Annotated in this window: 18 protein-coding genes; all 18 read right to left on the bottom strand. The window is 51.9% G+C overall.

Going from position 1 to position 21,696, the window contains the following annotated elements:
* Positions 1-18: 18 nt before the first annotated feature.
* Positions 19-1,299 (bottom strand): methionine gamma-lyase family protein, encoded by a 1,281-nt coding sequence (locus GPK83_RS01490; protein ID WP_215703830.1) that lies wholly within the window; start codon positions 1,297-1,299, stop codon positions 19-21.
* Positions 1,287-2,264: a tRNA (adenosine(37)-N6)-dimethylallyltransferase MiaA gene (miaA, locus tag GPK83_RS01485; protein WP_215703829.1), complete on the bottom strand. Its 978-nt coding sequence runs from the start codon at positions 2,262-2,264 to the stop codon at positions 1,287-1,289. The genes GPK83_RS01490 and miaA overlap by 13 nt, the downstream gene beginning before the upstream one ends.
* Positions 2,264-4,288, bottom strand: coding sequence for a DNA mismatch repair endonuclease MutL (mutL, locus tag GPK83_RS01480; RefSeq protein WP_215703828.1), 2,025 nt, complete (start codon positions 4,286-4,288; stop codon positions 2,264-2,266). The genes miaA and mutL overlap by 1 nt, the downstream gene beginning before the upstream one ends.
* Positions 4,289-4,383: 95 nt before the next feature.
* Positions 4,384-7,017: a DNA mismatch repair protein MutS gene (gene mutS / locus GPK83_RS01475; RefSeq protein ID WP_215703848.1), complete on the bottom strand. Its 2,634-nt coding sequence runs from the start codon at positions 7,015-7,017 to the stop codon at positions 4,384-4,386.
* Between the two features lie 91 nt (positions 7,018-7,108).
* Positions 7,109-8,539, bottom strand: a complete 1,431-nt coding sequence (gene miaB / locus GPK83_RS01470; protein WP_215703827.1) for a tRNA (N6-isopentenyl adenosine(37)-C2)-methylthiotransferase MiaB — start codon at positions 8,537-8,539, stop codon at positions 7,109-7,111.
* Between the two features lie 334 nt (positions 8,540-8,873).
* The gene (locus GPK83_RS01465; protein ID WP_021904356.1) at positions 8,874-10,115 is read right to left on the bottom strand and encodes a glutamate-5-semialdehyde dehydrogenase; all 1,242 of its coding nucleotides are present in this window, start codon (positions 10,113-10,115) and stop codon (positions 8,874-8,876) included.
* A gap of 85 nt (positions 10,116-10,200) precedes the next feature.
* Positions 10,201-10,833 carry a 5-formyltetrahydrofolate cyclo-ligase gene (locus GPK83_RS01460; protein WP_215703826.1) on the bottom strand — a complete coding sequence of 211 codons (633 nt, stop codon included), beginning with the start codon at positions 10,831-10,833 and terminating at the stop codon, positions 10,201-10,203.
* Positions 10,814-11,041: a DUF896 domain-containing protein gene (locus tag GPK83_RS01455; protein ID WP_015554317.1), complete on the bottom strand. Its 228-nt coding sequence runs from the start codon at positions 11,039-11,041 to the stop codon at positions 10,814-10,816. The genes GPK83_RS01460 and GPK83_RS01455 overlap by 20 nt, the downstream gene beginning before the upstream one ends.
* Before the next feature lie 42 nt (positions 11,042-11,083).
* A complete protein-coding gene (gene proB, locus GPK83_RS01450; protein WP_015554316.1) occupies positions 11,084-11,929 on the bottom strand; it encodes a glutamate 5-kinase in 846 nt (281 codons plus the stop codon).
* A 66-nt stretch (positions 11,930-11,995) separates the two neighbouring features.
* Complete coding sequence (locus GPK83_RS01445) at positions 11,996-13,603, bottom strand: FAD-dependent oxidoreductase (RefSeq protein ID WP_215703825.1); 1,608 nt, start codon at positions 13,601-13,603, stop codon at positions 11,996-11,998.
* Positions 13,515-14,951, bottom strand: coding sequence for an NAD(P)/FAD-dependent oxidoreductase (locus GPK83_RS01440; protein WP_215703824.1), 1,437 nt, complete (start codon positions 14,949-14,951; stop codon positions 13,515-13,517). The genes GPK83_RS01445 and GPK83_RS01440 overlap by 89 nt, the downstream gene beginning before the upstream one ends.
* Before the next feature lie 252 nt (positions 14,952-15,203).
* Positions 15,204-15,614, bottom strand: coding sequence for a hypothetical protein (locus GPK83_RS01435; protein WP_215703823.1), 411 nt, complete (start codon positions 15,612-15,614; stop codon positions 15,204-15,206).
* A gap of 124 nt (positions 15,615-15,738) precedes the next feature.
* On the bottom strand, positions 15,739-17,403 hold the full coding sequence (locus GPK83_RS01430) for a polysaccharide biosynthesis protein (RefSeq protein WP_215703822.1): 1,665 nt from the start codon (positions 17,401-17,403) through the stop codon (positions 15,739-15,741).
* Complete coding sequence (locus GPK83_RS01425; protein WP_215703821.1) at positions 17,393-18,523, bottom strand: DUF3048 domain-containing protein; 1,131 nt, start codon at positions 18,521-18,523, stop codon at positions 17,393-17,395. Before GPK83_RS01425 ends, GPK83_RS01430 begins: the two co-directional genes overlap by 11 nt.
* Entirely contained in the window at positions 18,520-19,017 is a 498-nt protein-coding gene (ybeY, locus tag GPK83_RS01420) for an rRNA maturation RNase YbeY (RefSeq protein ID WP_215703820.1), read from the bottom strand. Before ybeY ends, GPK83_RS01425 begins: the two co-directional genes overlap by 4 nt.
* Complete coding sequence (locus GPK83_RS01415; protein WP_015554309.1) at positions 19,014-20,036, bottom strand: PhoH family protein; 1,023 nt, start codon at positions 20,034-20,036, stop codon at positions 19,014-19,016. The genes ybeY and GPK83_RS01415 overlap by 4 nt, the downstream gene beginning before the upstream one ends.
* Positions 20,023-21,348 (bottom strand): sporulation protein YqfD, encoded by a 1,326-nt coding sequence (locus tag GPK83_RS01410; protein WP_215703819.1) that lies wholly within the window; start codon positions 21,346-21,348, stop codon positions 20,023-20,025. Before GPK83_RS01410 ends, GPK83_RS01415 begins: the two co-directional genes overlap by 14 nt.
* Positions 21,341-21,613, bottom strand: coding sequence for a YabP/YqfC family sporulation protein (locus GPK83_RS01405; RefSeq protein ID WP_015554308.1), 273 nt, complete (start codon positions 21,611-21,613; stop codon positions 21,341-21,343). Before GPK83_RS01405 ends, GPK83_RS01410 begins: the two co-directional genes overlap by 8 nt.
* Positions 21,614-21,696: the final 83 nt, after the last annotated feature.

The following is a 21,696-nucleotide window of genomic DNA, read 5'->3' as shown; positions in this document are numbered from 1 at the left end:
AAGAAAAAGTTCACACTCTTACAGTGTCACGATCCCTGCATCCACTAACTTCTGAAGGGACATTAAGATACCGAGCTTCGCATGATACCATGTGAGTCCGCCCTGGAAGTATACCGCGTACGGCGGCTTGATCGGACCGTCTGCGGAAAGTTCGATTGAGGACCCCTGAACGAACGCTCCTGCTGCCATGATGACATCAGAATCGTATCCCGGCATCGCCCACGGCTCCGGAGTCACGAAGCTGTCCACCGGCGCTGCCGCCTGGATGCCCTCGCAGAACTTGATGACGCCTTCCGGTGTTCCGAAGGTGATGGCCTGGATGATATCGTGACGACTCTCAGTGCCGTTCGGAACGACGCCGAAGCCCAGCTTCTCGTACACGTTTGCTGCGAAAATCGCGCCCTTTAATGCACCCGCAACAACGGTCGGAGACAGGAAAAGTCCCTGGTAGAGAGACTGGCTGACACCGAGGCTGGCACCAACCTCTTTTCCGAGACCCGGAGCTGTCAGGCGGTATGCCGCCCGCTCCACGCAGTCCCTGCGTCCGACGATATAGCCGCCGATCGGGGCAAGTCCGCCGCCCGGGTTCTTAATTAAGGAACCGACGATCATGTCCGCTCCCACATCTGTCGGCTCCATCTCCTCCACGAACTCGCCGTAGCAGTTATCTACCATGCAGATCACATCCGGCTTGATAGACTTGATAAAGAAGATCAGCTCGCCGATACGCTTTACGGATAAGGTTGGTCTTGTGGCATATCCCTTGGAGCGCTGGATCTCGATGAGTTTTGTTCGCTCATTGATAGCTTTTTTGATGTTCTCAAAGTCGAAATCACCGTTCGGAAGAAGATCCACCTGGCTGTAGGTAATGCCGAACTCCTTTAAGGAACCGACAGAATCACGGATTCCGATGACTTCCTCTAAAGTATCGTACGGTTTTCCTACCGGGGAAAGGATCTCATCACCCGGGCGGAGATTTCCGGAAAGAGCAATGGTAAGCGCATGGGTTCCGGAGATCAGCTGTGGGCGGACAAGGGCGTCCTCGCCGTGGAATGCCTTCGCATAGACTTCCTCCAACGTGTCACGTCCAAGGTCATTGTAGCCGTATCCCGTAGTTCCGGCGAAATGGATATCGCTGACTCTCGCCTCCTGCATGGCTTTAATGACCTTTAACTGATTGTATTCTGCTGTCTTATCGATGGCCTCGAAACGGTCGTGCAGGCTTTTCTCGATCTCTCTTCCATAATTTAAAACCTTCTCAGAGATTCCAAGCTCTCCGTACATCTTTATAAGTTCCATGATTTCTCCTTTTTTCTAACTGCCATAATGTTTCTTTCGCGCAGATCCTCAAGCATCCACATGAGGATCTTTTCCCTATCAAAATCAAAGTTTCCCTGATCCACCCAGGTAACTTCTTTTTCTCTCTTAAACCAGGTGAGCTGGCGCTTCGCGAAGTGTCTGGTGTCGCGCTTAATGATGTAGACCGCCTCATCTAAGGAGATCGTTCCATCCAGGGCATCCAGGATCTCTTTGTATCCAAGTCCCTGCATGGACACCATATCTCTCGTGCAGCCCATCTCCTTCAACTTTTCCACTTCCGCCAGCAGGCCGTTCTTCATCATGAGATCCACCCGCAGGTCGATCCTCTGATACAGGCGTTCGCGATCCATGTTCAGTACATAGTAAGCGAAGTTGTATGGCGATTCTTTCTGCCGCTCCGCCTCGTTATGTTCGGATATCTTTGTCCCGGTTTTCTTGTAAAACTCCAGGGCGCGGATTACACGCTTCACGTTGTTCTCGTGGATCGCCTCTGCGGACTCCGGGTCCACTTCCTTTAACATATCGTGAAGGCAGGACGCGCCTTTTTCTGCCGCCAGACACTCCAATTCTTCCCTGTATCCCGTATCACTGTCATTTTCCGTAAAATCGATATCGTTCACCAGTGCCTGGATATAAAAGCCGGTGCCTCCAGCGATGATCGGGATATGTCCGGCGGCGTAGATCTCCTCCATGGCCTGCTTTGCGAGTCTCTGGAAAACGACCACGTTAAATTCATCCCACGGATCCAGAACATCGATCAGGTGATGTCTGACACCGTCCATCTCCTCCTTCGTCACCTTTGCGGAACCGATATCCATGTGGCGGTACACCTGCATGGAATCGGCGCTGATGATCTCGCCGCCGACCTTTTTCGCGAGTTCCACCGACAGGGCGGTCTTTCCGGACGCCGTCGGCCCGGTGATTATAATCAAAGGCTTTTTCATTATATGATCCTCTTGAATTTCTTTTCCATCTCATATTTGCTGATCGCGACGATCGTCGGTCTTCCGTGCGGGCAGTTATATGGATTCTCCAGTTTTAACAGTTCATCGATGAGCTTATCCGCTTCGGCGAAGGACAGCTCGTTGTTTCCCTTTACCGCCGCCTTGCAGGACATGGTGGCGATCCGGTCGTAGATGGACTCCACATTCTTTCCCATACTCTCATCGGAGAGTCCGTCGATGAGTTCCATCAGAAGGTCCTTTTTCGCCAGGGAGAACAGATTATCCGGCACCGCCCGCACCGCGTACTCGTTTCCGCCGAAAGGCTCGATCTCGAAGCCGATGTCCGTAAACACCTTCATGTGGCGTTTTAAGAGATCCGCCTCCTGTAAGGAAAGTGTCAGGATGATCGGCGGGCTCACGAGCTGGGAGGTGTATTCCCTCGTCTTTAGGGACGCGAAGTTCTTCTCGAAGAGGACCTTCTCGTGGGCGGCATGCTGGTCAATAATGTAGAGACTGCCGTCGTACTCCACAAGCCAGTAAGTCTCGAAGACCTGGCCGATCAGACGGTGGCGCTTTCTCGCGGTTTCCGAGAGAAGGCGGTTGTCGAACATTTCCATCTGCTTAGGAAGCGCTTCCTTCTCTGCCAGAGGTGCTTCTTTCTCAGCCGGGACCGCTTTCTTCGCAGCCAAAGCCGCACCTGTCGTCTCCGGAGCTTTCTCTTCCAAAGCCGCAGGCATCGCTCCCGCTCCTGTCTCGTTTGGCTGCTGTGCCTGTGCGCGTTCCGGCGGCAGTTCCCTTGTCAGCGGTTTCGGCGGCAGGATCCATTTGCTCTCCTGCTTCTTCTCCCCGTAGGCCGGGCGTTCCTCGCGGATGCCCATGGCTTCCATGCGCCGGTGCTCAAAAGGTTCCGGACCGTGGGCGTTCTTGGCAGGCTGGTTCATTCCGCTTCCCAGGATTGGACTTCCCGCCGCGGCAGTCTCTTTTTTCTCAAGCTCGCGCTCTTCCCGCTCCGACATGAGGCTCACGTTCGGAATCAGTTCTTTCCCGGAAAGGGCGTCCATCACCGCCTGGCAGATTACCCGGTACATATTCTCGCCGTCCTTGAAGCGAAGCTCCATCTTCGACGGGTGCACATTCACGTCGATAAACTCCGGCTCCACGGTGAGATGCAGCAGCGTGAAGGGATATTTGTGCTGCATCATGTAGCTCTTGTACCCGTCCTCAATGGCCTTTGACACGAGTCCGCTCTTAATATAACGCCCGTTGATGAAATAATTCTCAAAATTCCTGTTTCCGCGGGCGATCACCGGCTTTCCGATAAAACCGGAGATCTTAACGATTCCGTTTGACACCTCCACAGGGAGAAGGTTTGCCGCGATCTCCCGCCCGTAAACGGTATAGATGATATCTTTCAGATTATGATTTCCTGACGTGTGGAGGCGGCTCTGGTTATTTACGATGAACCGGATGGAGATCTCCGGGTGGGACAGGGCGATCTTTTCCACAAGATCCGCCACGTGTGCCCCTTCCGTGGTCTCCGTCTTCAAAAATTTCCGTCTGGCAGGTGTATTGAAAAACAGATTTCTGGAGATAAATGTGGTTCCGTCCGGCGCGCCGATCTCCTCGAGACCTATCTCCTCACCGCCTTCGATCCTGTATCTGGATCCCGTAAGGCTGCCGGAGGTCTTTGTGATCAGTTCCACCTGGGAGACAGCCGCGATACTGGAAAGTGCCTCGCCGCGGAACCCCAGGGAAGAGACCGTGAGCAGATCCTCCGCCGTCCGGATCTTACTGGTGGAATGGCGCAAGAACGCTAACGGAAGCTCTTCCTTCTTGATCCCGCATCCATTGTCCGTGATCCGGATAAACCCGATGCCGCCCTGACGGATCTCCACGGTGATCGCCGTGGAACCGGCATCAATGGCGTTTTCCATTAACTCTTTCACCACGGAAGCAGGCCGCTCCACGACCTCTCCCGCAGCGATCTGGTTGATCGTACTCTGATCCAGCACTTGAATCGGCATAGTCTCTCTCCCTCTCTTTCATATTTCCCCTTGCCGGTATTTGTCTTTCGCACCGTTTCACGCGAAAACTCGCACCTGCAAAGTTTTTCGTATCATTACTGCCAGCGGTTCTTAAGCTTCGTCTGCAGTCTGTACAGCGTATTCAACGCATCGATCGGTGTCATGCTGGAAAGCTCCAGATCCCTGAGTTCTTTTATGATATCGTCGTCCTTCACTGTGTCAAAGATGGACATCTGGTTGAGATCCACCTCGTCCGGCTTCGCCACCGCCTTGTGCTGCGGGGATGCGCTCATCTGGGCGATCTCCTTTGCCTGGGCCGTGATGTCGGCACTGGCAAGCTCCTCCACGAGTTCCTTCGCACGGGCGATGACCGGCTCCGGTACTCCAGCAAGCTTCGCTACCTGGATTCCGTAACTCTTGTCTGCTCCGCCCTTTACGATCTTTCTGAGGAACACGATATCGTCCCCCTGCTCCTTCACGGCGATACAGTAGTTGTTGACTCCGCTTATGGTTCCCTCAAGCTCCGTGAGCTCATGGTAATGGGTCGCAAACAATGTCTTCGCACCAAGGAGCTTCGGGTTGCTGATGTGCTCTATGACCGCCCAGGCGATGGACAGGCCATCGAAGGTACTCGTACCGCGGCCGATCTCATCGAGGACAAGAAGACTGTTCTTTGTGGCGTTTCTCAGGATATTCGCCACCTCCGTCATCTCAACCATAAACGTACTCTGTCCGGAAGCCAGATCATCGGAGGCGCCGACTCTCGTAAAGATCCTGTCGCAGATTCCGATGTTTGCCTCGTCCGCAGGGACAAAGCTTCCGATCTGTGCCATGAGGACGATGAGGGCTGTCTGTCTCATATAGGTGGACTTACCGGCCATGTTCGGTCCCGTGATGACGGAGATCCTGTTCTTTCCATTGTCCAGATATGTATCGTTTGCGACAAACAGACTGTCCCTGATCATCCTCTCCACCACCGGATGGCGGCCGTTCTTGATGTTGATCACGCCTTTTTCGTTGATCTTCGGTTTCACATAGTTGTTTCTCATGGATACCGTGGACAGGGATGTGAACACGTCAATACCTGCAATAGCCTTCGCGGTGCTCTGGATCCGCAGGACTTCCGCTGCGATCTGGTCACGCACGTCGCAGAACAGATCATACTCTAAGGTATAGAGGCGGTCCTCAGCACCCATGATGATATCTTCCAGCTCTTTCAGGCGGTCTGTGGTGTACCGCTCCGCGTTTGTCAGCGTCTGTTTCCGGATAAAGTACTCAGGAACTAAGTCCTTAAAGGAGTTCGTCACCTCAAAATAATAGCCGAACACTTTGTTGTATTTGATCTTCAGATTTTTGATTCCGGTCTTTTCCTTCTCCTCCGCCTCGAGATCTGCCAGCCATGCCTTTCCCTCGGTCTTCGCCTTCCGGTACTTGTCGGCCTCCTCGCTGTATCCGTCCTTGATGATGTTTCCCTCCCGGACTGTGATCGGCGGCTCGTCGACGATGGAGCGGTCGATAAGCTCATAGAGGTCCCGGAGCGGATCCAGGTCCTCATTCATCTTCTTTAAGAGCTCGCAGGAAAATTCTCCGAGAATATCTTTGATATACGGCAGCATCTCCAGGGAATTCTTAAAGGAGAGAAGGTCTCTCGGATTCGCAGTCTTGTAGCTGATCCGGCCCATGAGACGTTCCAGGTCATAGACAGAATTTAAGTATTCCCGGACCTCCTCCCTGGAAATGTAGTTCATGTTCAGTTCCTCGATGGCCTGCTGGCGGCGCTCGATCTCCTCTTTATCGATCAGCGGCTGCTCGATAAAGGAGCGAAGAAGTCTCGCTCCCATGGCCGTCTTTGTCTTGTCAAGGACCCAGAGCAGGGATCCGCGCTTCTGCTTTTCCCTTAAAGTCTCAACTAACTCCAGATTTCGTCTCGTGGAGGTGTCGATCATCATGAACTGGCCTGTCGTGTACGGTGTGATCTTCGTCAGATGGGACAGGTCATTTTTCTGTGTCTCATAGAGGTACTGAAGAACAGCACCGGAGGCGATCATTCCGTTCTCGTAATCGCCCAGGCCCAACCCCTCCAGACTCATCACATGGAAGTGCTCCTTTAAGATCTTTCTGCAGTCATCGTCCGAGAAAAACCTGTTTTCCAGAGCGGTCACGGCAAAATGATGCCGTTCCTTTAACTCATTCATGTCCAGGCCTGACATAAAGAGTGCCTCATTGCACACGAGCTCCGACGGTGTGAACTTATTGATCTCGTCTAACAGCGCCCGCTCACTTGTCACCTCCGTAACAAAAAAATCGCCGGTCGTGATGTCGACCGTCGCAATCCCATAATTGTTTCCGGTATACACAACTGCCATCAGGTAGTTGTTCTTTGTCTCATCCAGGGCCTGGGAGCTCGTTATGGTTCCCGGTGTCACAACGCGGATGACTTCGCGCTTTACAAGACCCTTTGCGAGCTTCGGATCCTCCATCTGCTCCGCGATAGCGACCTTATAACCTTTCTGGACGAGTCTCGTGAGATAACCTTCCACCGCGTGGAATGGAACGCCGCACATCGGTGCCCGCTCTTCCAGACCGCAGTCCTTTCCCGTCAGTGTCAGTTCCAGTTCTCTTGAAACCGTCTTGGCATCCTCGAAAAACATCTCGTAGAAATCACCCAACCGGTAAAAAAGAATACAGTCCGGATACTGTTTTTTTGTCTCGAGATAATGTGTCATCATTGGTGAAATCTGTCCCACGTCTTTTCTCCTATTCCTTAACATGCCCACAGCGCCCGAAGCACTCGGCTCCGGGCGTCACATAGTTTTTCTCTTATTTTACGAGAGATCCCATATAGTAGAATCCCTTTGCCTCGTCCAAGGAGACATCCACGATCTTTCCGATCAGGGACGCATCCCCGGCGAAATGTACGACTGTGTTGTTGGAAAGTCTTCCTGTCACAAAGCCTGCCTCGTGAGTATCGATCTCCTCCACAAGGACTTTTTGTACTGTTCCCTCGTGGCGCTTTATGACCTCAGCCGCGATGTCCTGGACCTCCTTGAGCAGGCGGTCGAAACGGTTCTTTACCACGTCCTCCGGAACCTGGTTTGGCATAGCAGCCGCCGGTGTTCCGGTACGTTTGGAGTAGATGAAGGTGAAAGCACTGTCGTAACGCACTTTTCTCACCACATCCATGGTCTCCTCGAAGTCCTCCTCTGTCTCTCCCGGGAATCCCACGATGATATCGGTGGTCAGGGAAATATCCGGCATCGCCGCACGGAGCTTCTCCACCAGGGCGAGGTACTGTTCCTTCGAGTATTTGCGGTTCATTCTCTTCAAGATCTCACTGCTGCCAGACTGAAGCGGAAGATGCAAATGGCTGCAGATCTTTTTGGAGTTCTTCATGGTCTCGATGAGTTCATCGGAGAGATCCTTCGGATGGGAAGTCATGAAGCGGATCCGCTCAAGTCCCTCGATCTTTTCCACTCTTCTAAGGAGCTCCGCGAACGTGATTGGCTGTTCCAGGTTCTTTCCGTAGGAGTTGACGTTCTGTCCCAGAAGCATGACTTCCACGACACCGTCAGCTACAAGACCCTCGATCTCCTTGATAATATCTTCCGGCTCCCTGCTTCTCTCGCGTCCGCGCACATACGGCACGATACAGTAGCTGCAGAAGTTGTTGCAGCCGAACATGATGTTGACACCAGATTTGAACGGATACTTTCTCTCGATCGGGAGTTCCTCCACGATCTCGTTTGTTCCTTCCCATACATCGACCACCATCTTCTTCTCCAGGAAGCGCTCGTAGAGCAGCTCCGCAAGCTTGAAGATATTGTGGGTTCCGAAGATCAGATCCACATGGCGGTAGCTCTTCTTGATCTTTGCGACTACCTCCGGCTCCTGCATCATGCAGCCGCAGAGGGCGATCATCATATCCGGGTTCTTTCTCTTTACACCGCTTAAATATCCAAGGCGGCCATAAACCTTTAAGTTCGCGTTCTCACGAACGGTGCATGTATTGTAGAGGACGAAATCTGAATTCTCATCGGTTCCCTCCTCATAACCGGCTTCCTTTAAGATTCCAAGGAGTTTTTCGGAGTCTCTGGCATTCATCTGGCACCCGAAGGTGTTGATAAAACAGGTGAGCGGACGGCCTTTTTTCGCGCTCTCCGCCTCCACGAGCTTCTTCACCTGTTCCATAAAGTACTGCTGTCTCGCAGGTTCCTCTGTCGGGGCACCTGCGATAATATTTTTATCTGTCATTCTGATATTTCTCCAACTATTTTTATAAACCTTTATGTTCAGCCGTTCTCTTTTTGGCATAAACGTCCCTGGCTGAACTGTCCCGAATGATTATACCCAAGATTCCCCGAAAATGCAACCTTGTTGTTTTGTAGCTATTCAGTACCTTCATAGTTACGTGCAAAAATCCATTCCAGATCAGCTTCGCTGATGGGATTTTTGCCTTCCAGCCTATGTTTTCTTACGGTCAGCGCAGCAAGTGCGCAGACCTACTGAACAGTTACGTTGTTTTTTACTTCTCCGCCCATGACCAACATCAGCGGAAATCCGCCGGAATGCTTTACAGCCTGTATTTCTATTTGCGGATCTGTCCATCCCCGTAAATAATATACTTCGTGGATGTCAGCGCCAGAAGTCCCATCGGTCCTCTCGCATGGAGCTTCTGGGTGCTGATACCGATCTCAGCGCCGAAGCCGAACTCAAATCCGTCAGTAAATCTCGTGGAGGCATTGACATAAACTGCCGCCGCATCCACCTCATTTAAGAATTTCTGGGCGTTCTCGTAGTCCTTTGTCACGATGGCCTCGGAATGTCCCGTATTGTACCGGTTGATATGGGCGATAGCCTCATCCACGGAGTCCACGATCTTGCAGGAAAGAATATAATCCAGGTACTCTTTTCCCCAGTCTTCCTCTGTAGCCGCCGTAAATTCCGGCACGATGGAGCGGGCCCCCTCGTCAGCGCGTATCTCCACGTTTTTCTCATCGAGACGCTTTTTCATCAGCGGCAGGAATTCCTTTGCGATCTTTCTATGTACCAAGGTGGATTCGCAGGCGTTGCAGACACCGATCCTCTGGGTCTTCGCATTAAAGATGATATCTAACGCCATATCGAAATCCGCGCTCTCGTCCACATAGATATGACAGTTTCCGGTACCCGTCTCGATCACCGGAACCGTGCTGTTCTCCACAACGGTACGGATCAGACCTGCCCCGCCTCTCGGGATCAGGACATCGAGATATCCGTTCATCCGCATGAACTCTCTCGCGGTCTCATGGCTTGTGTCCTCAATCAGGGAGATGGCATCCTCCGGGATTCCTTCCTTCTTTAAACCATTCCTGATCGCTGTTACGATGGCTTTGTTGGATTCCAGCGCGTCGCTGCCGCCGCGAAGGATCACAGCATTTCCCGTCTTAAAGCAGAGCGCAAAGGCATCTGCCGTAACGTTCGGTCTCGCCTCGTAGATGATTCCGATAACACCGAAGGGCACCCGTTTCTGGCCGATCAGGAGGCCGTTCGGGCGCCTCTTCATGGAGATCACCTCTCCCACCGGATCCTCGAGACCTACGACCTGGCGCATGCCCTCCACGATTCCCTCGATCCGCTTGTGGTTCAGCTCCAGGCGGTCCACAAGTCCCGGAGCCATTCCTCTTTCTTTCGCTTTTGCGACATCTGCCGCGTTGGCTTTTAAGATCTCATCCTCTTCATCCAAGATCTCCTGGGCCGCAGCCAGAAGTCCCGCGTTCTTTAAGTCTGTCCCCATTTTTCCGAGGATATAGGAAGTTTCTTTTGCTTTCTGTCCGATTTCTATTAACATGGCTGTTTCCTCCCTGATTTATGAGCCTGATCATGCAATGTATCATACGGTATTTTCTGTCCAAAAAATGTCAGTCTGTATGTTGTTACTTAATGCTGCACCGGATCACCCGTTTTTCTGTCACGATCATATCCACGCTCTTGTCATACGGCTCCGCCGGGAGCTCATGAAGGATCTGGAACTCGTATGCCAGGGCAATGGTCTTATGACCGGGATGCGTCTCCAGATACCGGTCATAATATCCGCCGCCTTTTCCAAGGCGGACGCCGTTTTCCGTAAATCCCATGCCCGGCACCAGGATCGGTGCTGTCGAAAAAATATACCTGGATTTCTGATGAAATTCCTGGTCCATCTTTTCCGAAGCTATTTCCGAATGGTACTCCTCTGCGCTCCGGCATCCGTTCTTAGGCTCCATAATGTGAAACGCGCCCTCAGTGAGATCATCCTCTGAGTCAGTCACGAAAAACTCCATTGTCTCACCCATGACTCTTGGAAGGCAGACAATGCATTTTTTCTTCCAAAGCTCTTTTAAGATCTCCGCAGTCCCAGTCTCCCAGTTTAAAGACGCATATCCGTAAACTGCCCCGGCATCAGTGACCGCGGGAAGAGTCAGGACCCGCTCCGCGATCTGGCGATCCAGGATCTCTTTTTCTTCCTCCGGCAGTAACCTTAACTGGCCTCGTATTTCTTTTCTAAGATCAGCTTTCTGTTTTTCCAACATTTCCGTATTTCTTTCCAAGATCTGTCACGGAGCCATCCTTCTCAACGATGGAGATATTGTTTAAATGGCCTCTGAGGCTCGCCTTGATATCGGCAACATACTGTTTTCTCAAAGCTGCCTGTTCCTCTTTTTCCGCGTCCGTAAGTCCTACGGCCTGGGATTTATGGTAAAGCTCATTGATTCTGTCGATCTGTTCCTGTTTCATATTTGTTTCTCTTGTCCTCTCAGTTTCTTTTCAGAGCCCATATTACGCGTGAATGCTCTGGATATAATCCAACAGCGCAAATTCACTGCTCTTATTCGCTTTAAAGAGCGTTCCGATCTCCTCACCCTTTAAGATCCGCCACATAACTTCCAGATCGTCCGCGTTGGCGATCACCATGTCGGCTCCGCTCTCCGTCGCGATCTTTGCCGCATGGAGCTTCGTCGCCATTCCACCGGTTCCCACGTCACTTCCTGTGGTTCCCTTACCCATAGCCATAAATTCATCGGTAAGATCATCCACCTGGCTGATGAACTTCGCGTCCGGGTTTTTCTTCGGATCGTCGGTGTAGAGGCCGTCGATATCGGAGAGAAGGAATAGCAGGTCGCCTTCCACGAGGGCTGCAACGATGGCAGACAGTCTGTCGTTATCACCGAATTTAATTTCATATGTAGATACGGTATCGTTCTCATTTACGATCGGCACCGTTCCGAGCTTTAAAAGTTCATTGAACGTGTTCTTCGCGTTCGTGCGGGAGGTATCATCCAGGATCGTCGCCTTTGTGATCAGGATCTGTGCCGCAGTCTGGTTGTACTCGGAGAAAAGCTTCTGGTACACCATCATGAGACGTGCCTGGCCCACAGCTGCGTATGCCTGTTTCTCGGCAACCGTCTCCGGTTTCTTTCCGCCGAGAGTCTGGCGTCCTGTGGCGATGGCACCGGAGGAAACAAGGATCACTTCTTTTCCCATGCCTCTCATGTCACTGATGATGCGGACAAGCTTCTCGATCTTTGCAAGATTCAGATCGCCTGTCTCCGCGTGTGTCAGTGAAGAAGATCCGATCTTGATCACGATTCTCTTTTTATCTTTTAATAATTCTCTCTCTGTCATATGAAAAGTCTCCTTTCAGCGGAATCCTCAGCGCTATTTAACGCACTGCTGACTGTTTACGTTTGACTACCTGACCGCCGCATATCGCTTTATGATCTCTTCCGCAACCTTCAGGCCGTCCATGGCCGCCGATGTGATCCCCCCGGCGTACCCGGCTCCCTCGCCGCATGGATAAAGCCCTTTCAAACTGCTCTGAAGGCTCTCATCGCGGCAAATCCTGAGCGGTGATGACGTACGGCTCTCGATTCCCGCAAGGACAGCATCGGCACGGTCAAACCCTTTGATCCGTCTTCCGAACTGTTCCATTCCTTCCAGAAACGCTCCGTTTAAGGCCTCTGGCATCAGCTCCCGCAAGTTCGCGAAGGAGAAACCTCCGCAAAACACAGGATTTACGTCTCCCAGGGCCACCGTCGGTCGGTTCGCGGCGAAATCGCCGTAGAGCTGGATCGGGATCTTTCCTCCGCCGAGGGCGAACGCACGCTCTTCCAGGCTTCTCTGGAACGCGATGCCGCCCAAAGGTCCTGCTTCCGGGAAATCCGCCGGGGTGATAGCCACGATCAGGGCACTGTTCGCGATACCGCTGTCTCTCTTAAAATTGCTCATTCCATTGACAGCGAGATGTCCCTTTTCTGAGGACGCGTTCACCACCATTCCGCCCGGGCACATGCAGAATGAATACACACCGCGGCTACTGGTGGTCTTTGCCGTCACTTTATAGGGCGCCGCTCCGAGCTTTCCGGCGTCCTCCATTCCATACTGGTTCTTATTGATCTGCGCCTGGGGGTGCTGGATCCGGAGTCCCACCGCGAACGGCTTCGGTTCCATAAAGACCTTCATCCGATCAAGCTCCGCGAACAGGTCTCTCGCACTGTGTCCTACGGACAGGATCACATGATCTGTCTCAATCACAGCGCCATCTGCAGTCATCACGCCGGTGACTCTTCCATTCTCTTCCAGAATTTTCGTGACTTCCGTCCGGAAATGCACCTCTCCGCCGCCGGCGATGATCCGGTTTCTTATATTTTTAACCACACCCCGCAGCACATCTGTTCCGATATGTGGGGCATGGTCGTAAAGGATCGAAGGATCGGCTCCCATCTCCACAAACGTGGAGAGAACTTTCCCGTTTCTTCCCGAGGTATCCTTTACCAGTGTATTTAACTTTCCGTCGGAGAATGTTCCGGCTCCGCCCTCTCCGAACTGGACGTTGGATCGGATATCCAGGGCCTCATCCCCGTTCTTCCAGAAATCTTCTACTCTTTTCGTCCTCTCCTCCACGGCATCTCCCTGCTCCAAAAGGATCGGAGCGCAGCCGTTCTCGGAGAGTGCCAGGGCCGCGAACATTCCGGCAGGACCGGCGCCGATGATCACCGGGCGCTTTTTCATTTCCGCAGTTCCGTGCTCCGGGTACGCATATGGACGGAAGCCTTCGGCCCGGATGTTCTGGTTCGCCGCCTTTTTGATGACAGTACCTTCTCTTTTACTGTTCGCGAGCATCACATCTACAATATAGCTGAATAACAGCTGCGGCTTCTTTCTCGCGTCGATGGATCTATGGACGATCCTGATCTCCCCGATCGCCGATTCATCGACTTTTAGAAGCTTTGCCGCCTTTTTCTTTATGGCCTCTTCCCCGTGGTCCACGGGAAGTGTGAGCTGATTGATCCGGATCATATGTATGTTTTTTCCTTTCCTGTTTTCCCTGGGTCCTGTTTCCCTCCGCACCGGAAAACGTCATCGTTTTTCCTGCTGCACGGCTGTTTTTTAAATACCCGGGAACGATTCCTGCTGCCACATGGCATCCGGCTGCGTACCCGGAGGACCATGCCCACTGTAAATTATATCCGCCGCAGATTCCATCTACATCCAGGAGCTCCCCGACTATATAAAGGCCGGGAACACGTTTCGACTGCATGGTCTCCGCTTCTATCTCTGCCGTGTCGACACCACCGGTGCAGATCTGGGCCTGTTCAAAGGAATTTGTCTCCTTCACCGGGATCTTAAATTCCCGGATCGTGGCACCCAGACGTTCCAGCTCCTCCGATGTCAGAAGACCCGCTTTTTTGTCCGTCTGGATCTTCGCCGCCTTCAAAAGCACCGACGCTAATTTCTTATTAAAAATACCGCTTAAAAAGTCCTCCGCCGTTTCCCCGGAAAGGACTTCCCGCTGTTCTCTCAAGAGATACCGGACCTTCGTCTCATCAAGATCCGGCAGAAAATTTAAAGATGCCAGAACTTTCTTTTTCTGGTCCAGCAGTTTTGCGGCGTACCGACTCACCTGAAATACCGGAATGCCGGAGATTCCGTAGTCTGTAATCTGCAGTTCCCCGCGGTCCTTTGCTGCCGTCTTTCCATCCGCCGTCTGGATGCTCACAAGGGCATCCACCCGGACACCGGACGCTTTTGGGAGAAGATCTCCCTCACAGCGGAGCTGTACGAGCGCCGGGAGAGGCTTTATGATCCGGTGTCCGAACTGCTTCGCCAGCTCATAGCCGCTACCGTCGGATCCGGTAGCCTTTGCTGCCTTCGATCCACAGGCGAGGATCAGGAAATCCCCTGTGAAGGTTCCCAGATTCGTTGTGACCTCAAAGTGTTCTTTTTTTCTTCCCGCCTTTTCCACTTCGCACCCGGTGACGATCTTAACGCCGGCTCTTTTCGCACCCCTTAAAAGTGCATCCAGAACCGTCTGCGCCTGACCGGACATAGGGTAGACATATCCGCCGCGGTCCATGGTCAGGACTCCGAGATTCCGAAAGAACGCGACTGCTGCCTTCGGCGGGAAATTTCGGATCGCAGTCCCCCAAAAGCCCTTTTCATCGCTCCGGTAGAAGGACGGATCCATATAGAGGTTCGTCAGGTTGCATTTTCCGTTTCCTGTGGACAGGATCTTCTTTCCCGGACGGGCCGTGTGCTCGATTACTGTAACAGCCGCGCCCTGCTCTGCCGCCGTGATCGCAGCCATAAGTCCCGATGCGCCGCCGCCGATAATGATTCCTTTCCGTCCTCTAAAGTTCTCCGTCATTCTTTTTCTCCCTGTCTCTGGTTTTTCCTGTGATCTGAGACCGATTTCCAGACTTTAAGACTACTGCCCCAGTATCAAACAATTTCGCCAAGTTTTCTCACGGTCAGCGCAGCAAATGCGCAGACCTGCCAGGCAATTACACAATTTTTATACTAGTATATCGACCTGACGCAAAAATTTCAAGTAGTAACTGTTCCGCATCTTACCCATTTCAGGCAAAAAGTACCTCAAATTGACTTTCCGGGCGAAATTTTAACTGCTGTAAGACTCCAGATAACTGAAAATTTCAGCCATTGTCGGAAACCAGATCCCCGTCATCAGCCGCTCCTGCTCCTCCGCCGGGAATTCCGCCAGGGGCATATGGGTGAAGAGGTCTGTGGTCTCCTGTCCTTTATCGTAAACGATGAGATAACCTTCCTCCGCCACAAGGAAATACCGTTCCTCATCCTCCGCCACGGTCTGATTTTCAACCTGCTCCATATTCAAGACCACATGGATCTCCTCTTTTGTCTCCTTCGCAAATACCGGTTCCTCCACAGATTCCTGCATCTGTACCTCTTCCGCCCTCTGGGCTTCCTCCCCAACCGTCATGAGAAACAATGTGATCAAGCTCGCGGATGTCAGAAAGAAAAAGAAAAGAAAGCAGGATACATACTTTTTCATAGGAATATTCCTCCTTTGAAAGTATTATCTGCTTTCTTTTCTATTTTAAACACATAAAACCAAATTTCTGTCCATGCACCGGCAGTCAGACAGCTGTCCCGGTTTATTTCCGCACGTTCCGCCTTTACATCAGATGCAGTTTTCTGAACGCTCTCAGGAGCTTCGTTCCGCCCGGCATCGTCTTTAATTCTGCCGCAGACAGTGCTCCAAGCTTAATAAGCAGCACACCGTATACGACCACCGCGATCATCATCGCAAGCAGGGTGGAAATCGCATTGCTCTTCACCGCAAGATGGGCAAGCTGGTAGGAACCAAAAGCGAAGATTCCCATCACCGCGGAAGCGATCACCGGTATGATCACTGTCTTCTTCATCTCCTGTCGGTAGCCGAGAAGCTTCCGGATGGATCTCGCGTTCATCAAGACCATAAAGAGCGCGAACAGGATATTCGCGAATACCATACTGTAGATTCCCATGTGGAATCCGAGGGCCATGATCTCCAGGGCGATCAGGTGAAGCACCAGGGAGATCACCGCGTGGAAGATCGGGAGGCGCATTTTATCGATGCCCTGGAGGATCGCGTTTGTGACCGTGGACACGGAGTAGAATACCACCGCAAGGGAACCGTAGATCGTCATCCGGATTGCCAGGGAATTATCTCCGGAGAATAAAAGGTCGTTTACCGGTCCTGCAAGCACTGTAAGGCCCACCGTGGACGGGATCGCAACGATGCAGGAGAATCGGATCGCGGATGCCACGCGCGCTCTCACAAGCTTTTTATCTCCCACAGCCACCGCCCTGGATACGGATGGGATCAGGGAGGAAGAAAGGGCGTTTGAGATCGCCATCGGCACGTTGATCAGCAGGTGATACTTTCCTGTATATACACCCCAGATGGAGGCGAACTCGTCCCCCTGTCCCAGGGTCTTAAAGTTGTACGCGAGGATCCCGTTGTCCAGCACACTGTTTAAGTTGTAGATCGCGGAGCTCAAGATGACCGGGACTACCGTGAAGAACAGGACTCCTGTGATGTCCCCGTAGCTCTCCAGAACCTCCGTCTTGTCTCTTCTGATCCGGCGCTTTCTCATCTTCGCGCAAGCTGCAAATAAAAACAGCAGAAAGATCAATGCAGTAAATGCGCCCGCACCTGTACCGATGGTACCGCCTGCAGCGCCCCAGGCGTTGGAATATCCGTCTCCTGTCTGGTTCTTTAACACCTCTGTCTTTAACGCCTCGTTAAAGAGAAAGCTTCCCGCTGCAACGCTGACGATGGCGTTTACGATCTGCTCAAAGACCTGGGAAAAGGCAGTGGGCACCATGGTCCCCTGCCCCTGGAAATATCCGCGGAACACGCCGAGATACGCCATGATCCATACCGTCGGGGCTAATGTCCTTAGTGCGAATGCCGCATAGGGCATAAAAAATACGTCTTTTGCGAAGAAATCAGCACCGAACCAGATCACCGCGGCCGCAAAGGCACCCACGATGGTGGCATAACAGAGCGCCGCGCGTAAGATTCTCGCTGCATTCCGGTACTGCTTCCCTGCAAGTCTCGCGGAAACCATTTTCGACACAGCGAGGGGCAGGCTGTAGGATGAGAGGAGCAACGCAATATTGTATACATTAAACGCTGTTCCGTAATATCCCATTCCTTCATCACCGATGATGTTGATCATCGGAACACGGTAAGCGATTCCGATAATCCTCACGACGATGGATGCCACTGCCAGGATACTTCCCTGGACAACGAAATTGGATTCCTTTTTCTTTTTCTGTCTGTTACTTTCCATAAATTTCAGCTTTACTGTACCTGTCTGCGCCTACAATACAGATCCAGGTCTTTCCTTTGTTAAGCATAACTTCCTTTCCTGCAGAGTCATAGTAGCGGGTCGGTCCGAAGTCCCCATCCTTCTTCCAGGATACAGGAACGCACTTTCCGCCTGTAAATACATAACCCGCTCCGCCCTTATGGACATTGATATTGAGGTAATCAGTGCTGGCGTAATGTCCCCACTCCACATACTGGAAAATGACATTATTGACCGCAATCTGCCCGCCGTCGCCGTTGTGCTTTCCGCCGTACTGGAAACGGTGATACTTTCCGTCACTCTCATTGTACTCGAACCACGGATTATTCATCGTGTAGGACGGGTAGAACTTGTACGCGTCCTTCGCGTCGGATTCCGCTGGGACATAAGTATTCTTTGAGAACTGAAAATGTCCCGTGTAGGTATCGCTGTAGGAAGTGCGGTAGCCCAGCTGGCCGATGGTCTTATTTAATTTCGCGCCACTTGTATAGGCGTTATGCGGTGCCTTCTTGTCCTTTGTGCGGTAGAACGCATTTCCGCCTGTGCCATCGACACCGTTGATGTTGTCCACACTTTTCAGATACGGAACTGCGAAGGTGCTCTGTCCGTAGTGGGCATAGATCGCATCGTACTCTCTTGCGAAATATGTATAATAGGTACGGCAGCTTCTGACGGAACCGATCCGCTCGATATCATCATAGTCCTCGAAGATCGCCATGTAGCGGTTCATATCGCCCTCCACCGGCGCCTCGTAGACAACATCCGCCCGGTTGATGCCGTACTGGGGCAGAGATGCTTTATCATTGCTCATCATGACCGCAACAGGGCGTCTGTTAGCTTTCGCCACATCCACCATCTCACCGGTCAGGTAACTCTGGATCTTTCCGTCGACCTCTTTGCGCTCTTCCGGGCCTTCCGGCTCCGTCTCCGCCTCCGTCGTCGGTTCTGTCTCAAGAACGATGGTCTTCGTCTCTTCCGGCGTCACTGTAGGCGCCTCCGTTGTCACAGCTGCTTCTTCAGCCTTCTTTCCGCACCCGGAAAGAGCTGCCGCAGCCATCATGATTCCAATACCAATAATAAATGCTCTGCCCCGTCTTCTCATCTCCTGTAACCCCTCCGTTCCAGAATTTCTCTCTGCATGTCCTCCATCTGGATCCGCTCATCATTCTCCATATGGTCGTAGCCGGATAAATGAAGCATGCTGTGCGCAACTAAGAATGCCAGCTCTCTCGTCTGGGAGTGGCCGTACTTCTCTGCCTGCTCTTTCACCTTGTCCACGGAAATTACGATATCCCCCATAAGTAACTCCCCTGTGTCAGGGTCAAAGTATTCCTCCGGCGTTTCTTCAAGATGGGAAAAGTCACCCGGTGTCTCAAAATCGCACATCGGGAACGACAGAACGTCTGTCGGGTTATCGATCCCGCGCATATCAAGATTGATCTGGTGAATCCCGGCATTATCCGTAAGGAGGACATTCACCTCCGCGTCATACGGGCATTCTACATAATCCAGGGATTCCTCGATCACGTTTTTAATGATCTCTTCGTACGGAAGATCCAGTTTTTCCTCCGCTTCGTACTCCACTGTCACTGTCATCTCTGTTCCCGTCCTTCCCGGCCGCTTTTTCCATGTTCCGTGTAAGATCTTCTCTCCGGTTTCTCACGGCCTTCATATTCATCATATGCCTTTACGATCTTCTGGACAAGCGGATGTCTTACCACGTCCTCGTTGGAGAACCGGCAGATTCCGATATCGTTGATATTCTTCAGTACCTTAAGCGCCACGTCGAGGCCGGATACCTGGCCTGCAGGCAGATCCTTCTGGGACTGGTCGCCGGTGATGATGACCTTGGAACCGAAACCGATCCTTGTAAGGAACATCTTCATCTGTGCCTGGGTCGTATTCTGGGCCTCATCCAGGATAATAAAGGCGTTATCTAAGGTACGTCCGCGCATGTAGGCGAGAGGCGCCACCTCGATCAGGCCTTTCTCTGAATTGTGAAGATAGCTGTCCGCGCCCATGATCTGGTAGAGGGCGTCGTAAAGTGGGCGCAGGTACGGATCGATCTTGCTCTGAAGGTCGCCCGGAAGGAAGCCTAATTTCTCTCCCGCCTCGATGGCCGGACGTGTCAGGATGATCCTGCCCACCTCTCCATTCTTAAAGGCCTGGATTGCCATGGACATGCCAAGATACGTTTTTCCGGTTCCCGCAGGTCCCACGCCGAACACGATCATCTTTTTCCGGATCAGATCGATATACTGCTTCTGTCCAAGAGTCTTCGGTTTTACCGGTTTTCCATTTATGGTGTGACAGATGATATCGCGGTCCAGGGAAAGCATTTCCGTGTCCTTATCCTCAAAGGAAAGAGCCAGGGCGTAATCCACATTCTGCTCCCCGATCTCTTCGCCCCGCTTCGAGAGTTCCAGAAGCGTTGAAAATACGCTCTTCGCGCGTTTTACCGCATGATCTGGTCCGATGACCTTGATCTCCCCGTCCCGCGCCACCATGGATACGTGAAGCGTCCGCTCGATTTTTTTCAGATAACTGTCAAACTGTCCGCAGACCTTCCGCTCATGTTCTGCCGGAATGTCTATGATTGTCTCAATGATGCTCATCTACTGTCTGAATCTCCTCCTGATCTTCCGGCATGGGGGATTCTTTCGCGATGTCCTCCACCACCGTCAGTGTTCCATGAATCTTCCAGTGTGATTCACTTCTCTCTATTTTAACATCACTACCAAGGATTTGTATACCTTTTTCGGTGAGATTTTGCATATATTCGTTCAAATACCGGTCAGCAGAATCCGAAACTTCTGATTTTGTGAGGACTTTTTCGTAGGGAATATATTCCCTGGCAGCGAGGATCCCGCCGTAGACCGGAAGGTAAAAATTTTTCGAAAATCTGAGCTGGGATTCTTCCATGAAAAGTTCCCAGCTGCTTTCTTTTTTTAGGTCCGGCATCAGGAAACAGAATTCCGTATCCAGGAATTTAAAGAACACGCCCATGCGTTTCTTTCCTGTTCCCGCGCGGATCTCCTCCACAACCGGGATCTTCCATGTAACCGTTCTCGTTGTTTCTGCGTAGACTTCCGCATCCGCATGGACTAAGTTTGTCTTCACAAGTGTCTCGGAATCATCGTAGATCGGAAGCTTCCCCGAGACCAGGACATCCCCTGTTTTCACCTCGTCCCCGGCTTTCACCCTGACAATCCCGTTCCGGACGATGATCTTTGTCACGGTGCCATCTGATCCTGCTGTGAGCTCACAGGGCGCATCTGATCCGGTCTCCGCCTTCAGGATCCCGTCATTTTCCCGCACATGGACTGTAAGCCTTGTGCCGGTCAGTTCTGCGGATACCCAGCCGATCTCCGGGAACGCGTTCCGGATCTGTTTTTCCAGATCCCCACAGGAAATCTCTTTTTTTCTCATCCCACACTGCACCGGAATCGTGTCCATGAAATGCAGCAGCATCTCATCCGTAAAACGATGATTTCCATCAAAGGAAATGTCCCACACATAAAAAGATGAAAGATAGATCAGCAGAAAAAAGGCTGCCAGACCTCCGGCCCAGAGACTTCTGCGGCGGCCCAGGATCAGCCAGAATGGAAAACCGTGCTTTTCCGTGATCCGCAGACGGACATCTGTTTTCCGGGCGATCGGCTTCAGACGTTTAAAGTTTCTCGGTGATATCTCGAAGCAGACAGTTTTCCCCTGTTTCTTGTCCTCTTTTTCCAATTCTTTCTTTTCAACATGGTTATCATATCGATCATGCCGATTGCCGTCATATTCCGCAGCAGGGATCTCTTTTGTCTCGATTTTTTCGATCACGATCCCTCTCTGCGCCGCGATATTAAAAAAGCGCTCCATCCCTCTCCCATCGATCCGGACTTTCACGCTTCCCTCCCACAATTTTTCAAATCTATTCAAACCGGATCACCTCCAGGCGGCCGGATATTTTCATCTCATCTTTATCGTAATAGCAGATCTTTAACTTTTTCCCGGAGACAGAAAGAATATAGTGCCTGCATTGGATTCTGATCTCCGTATCCGTGTATACAAGAATGCTCCTGTAATTTTCAATATGTACCGCCCGTGTCCCGATGAGCGTCAAAAGCGTCTCCCCGCCCAATGCGTCCGCAAACACCCCGGCGGAGTCCGTCCGGGTAACATCATCGTTTTTCTGCCCTCTCATGTCTTACTCCGCCGAATTATGCCTTGCAAAATCTTATGCGCCATGTCTTTCTATTATTCTTTCCTGCCTTCTGTCAACCGGCA

It is taken from the genome of Clostridium sp. MCC328, from assembly GCF_018785465.1.
Lineage (GTDB): Bacteria > Bacillota > Clostridia > Lachnospirales > Lachnospiraceae > Pilosibacter > Pilosibacter fragilis.
Note: the sequence above shows the minus strand (reverse complement) of the source record. Positions and strands in the feature narration are given on the sequence as shown.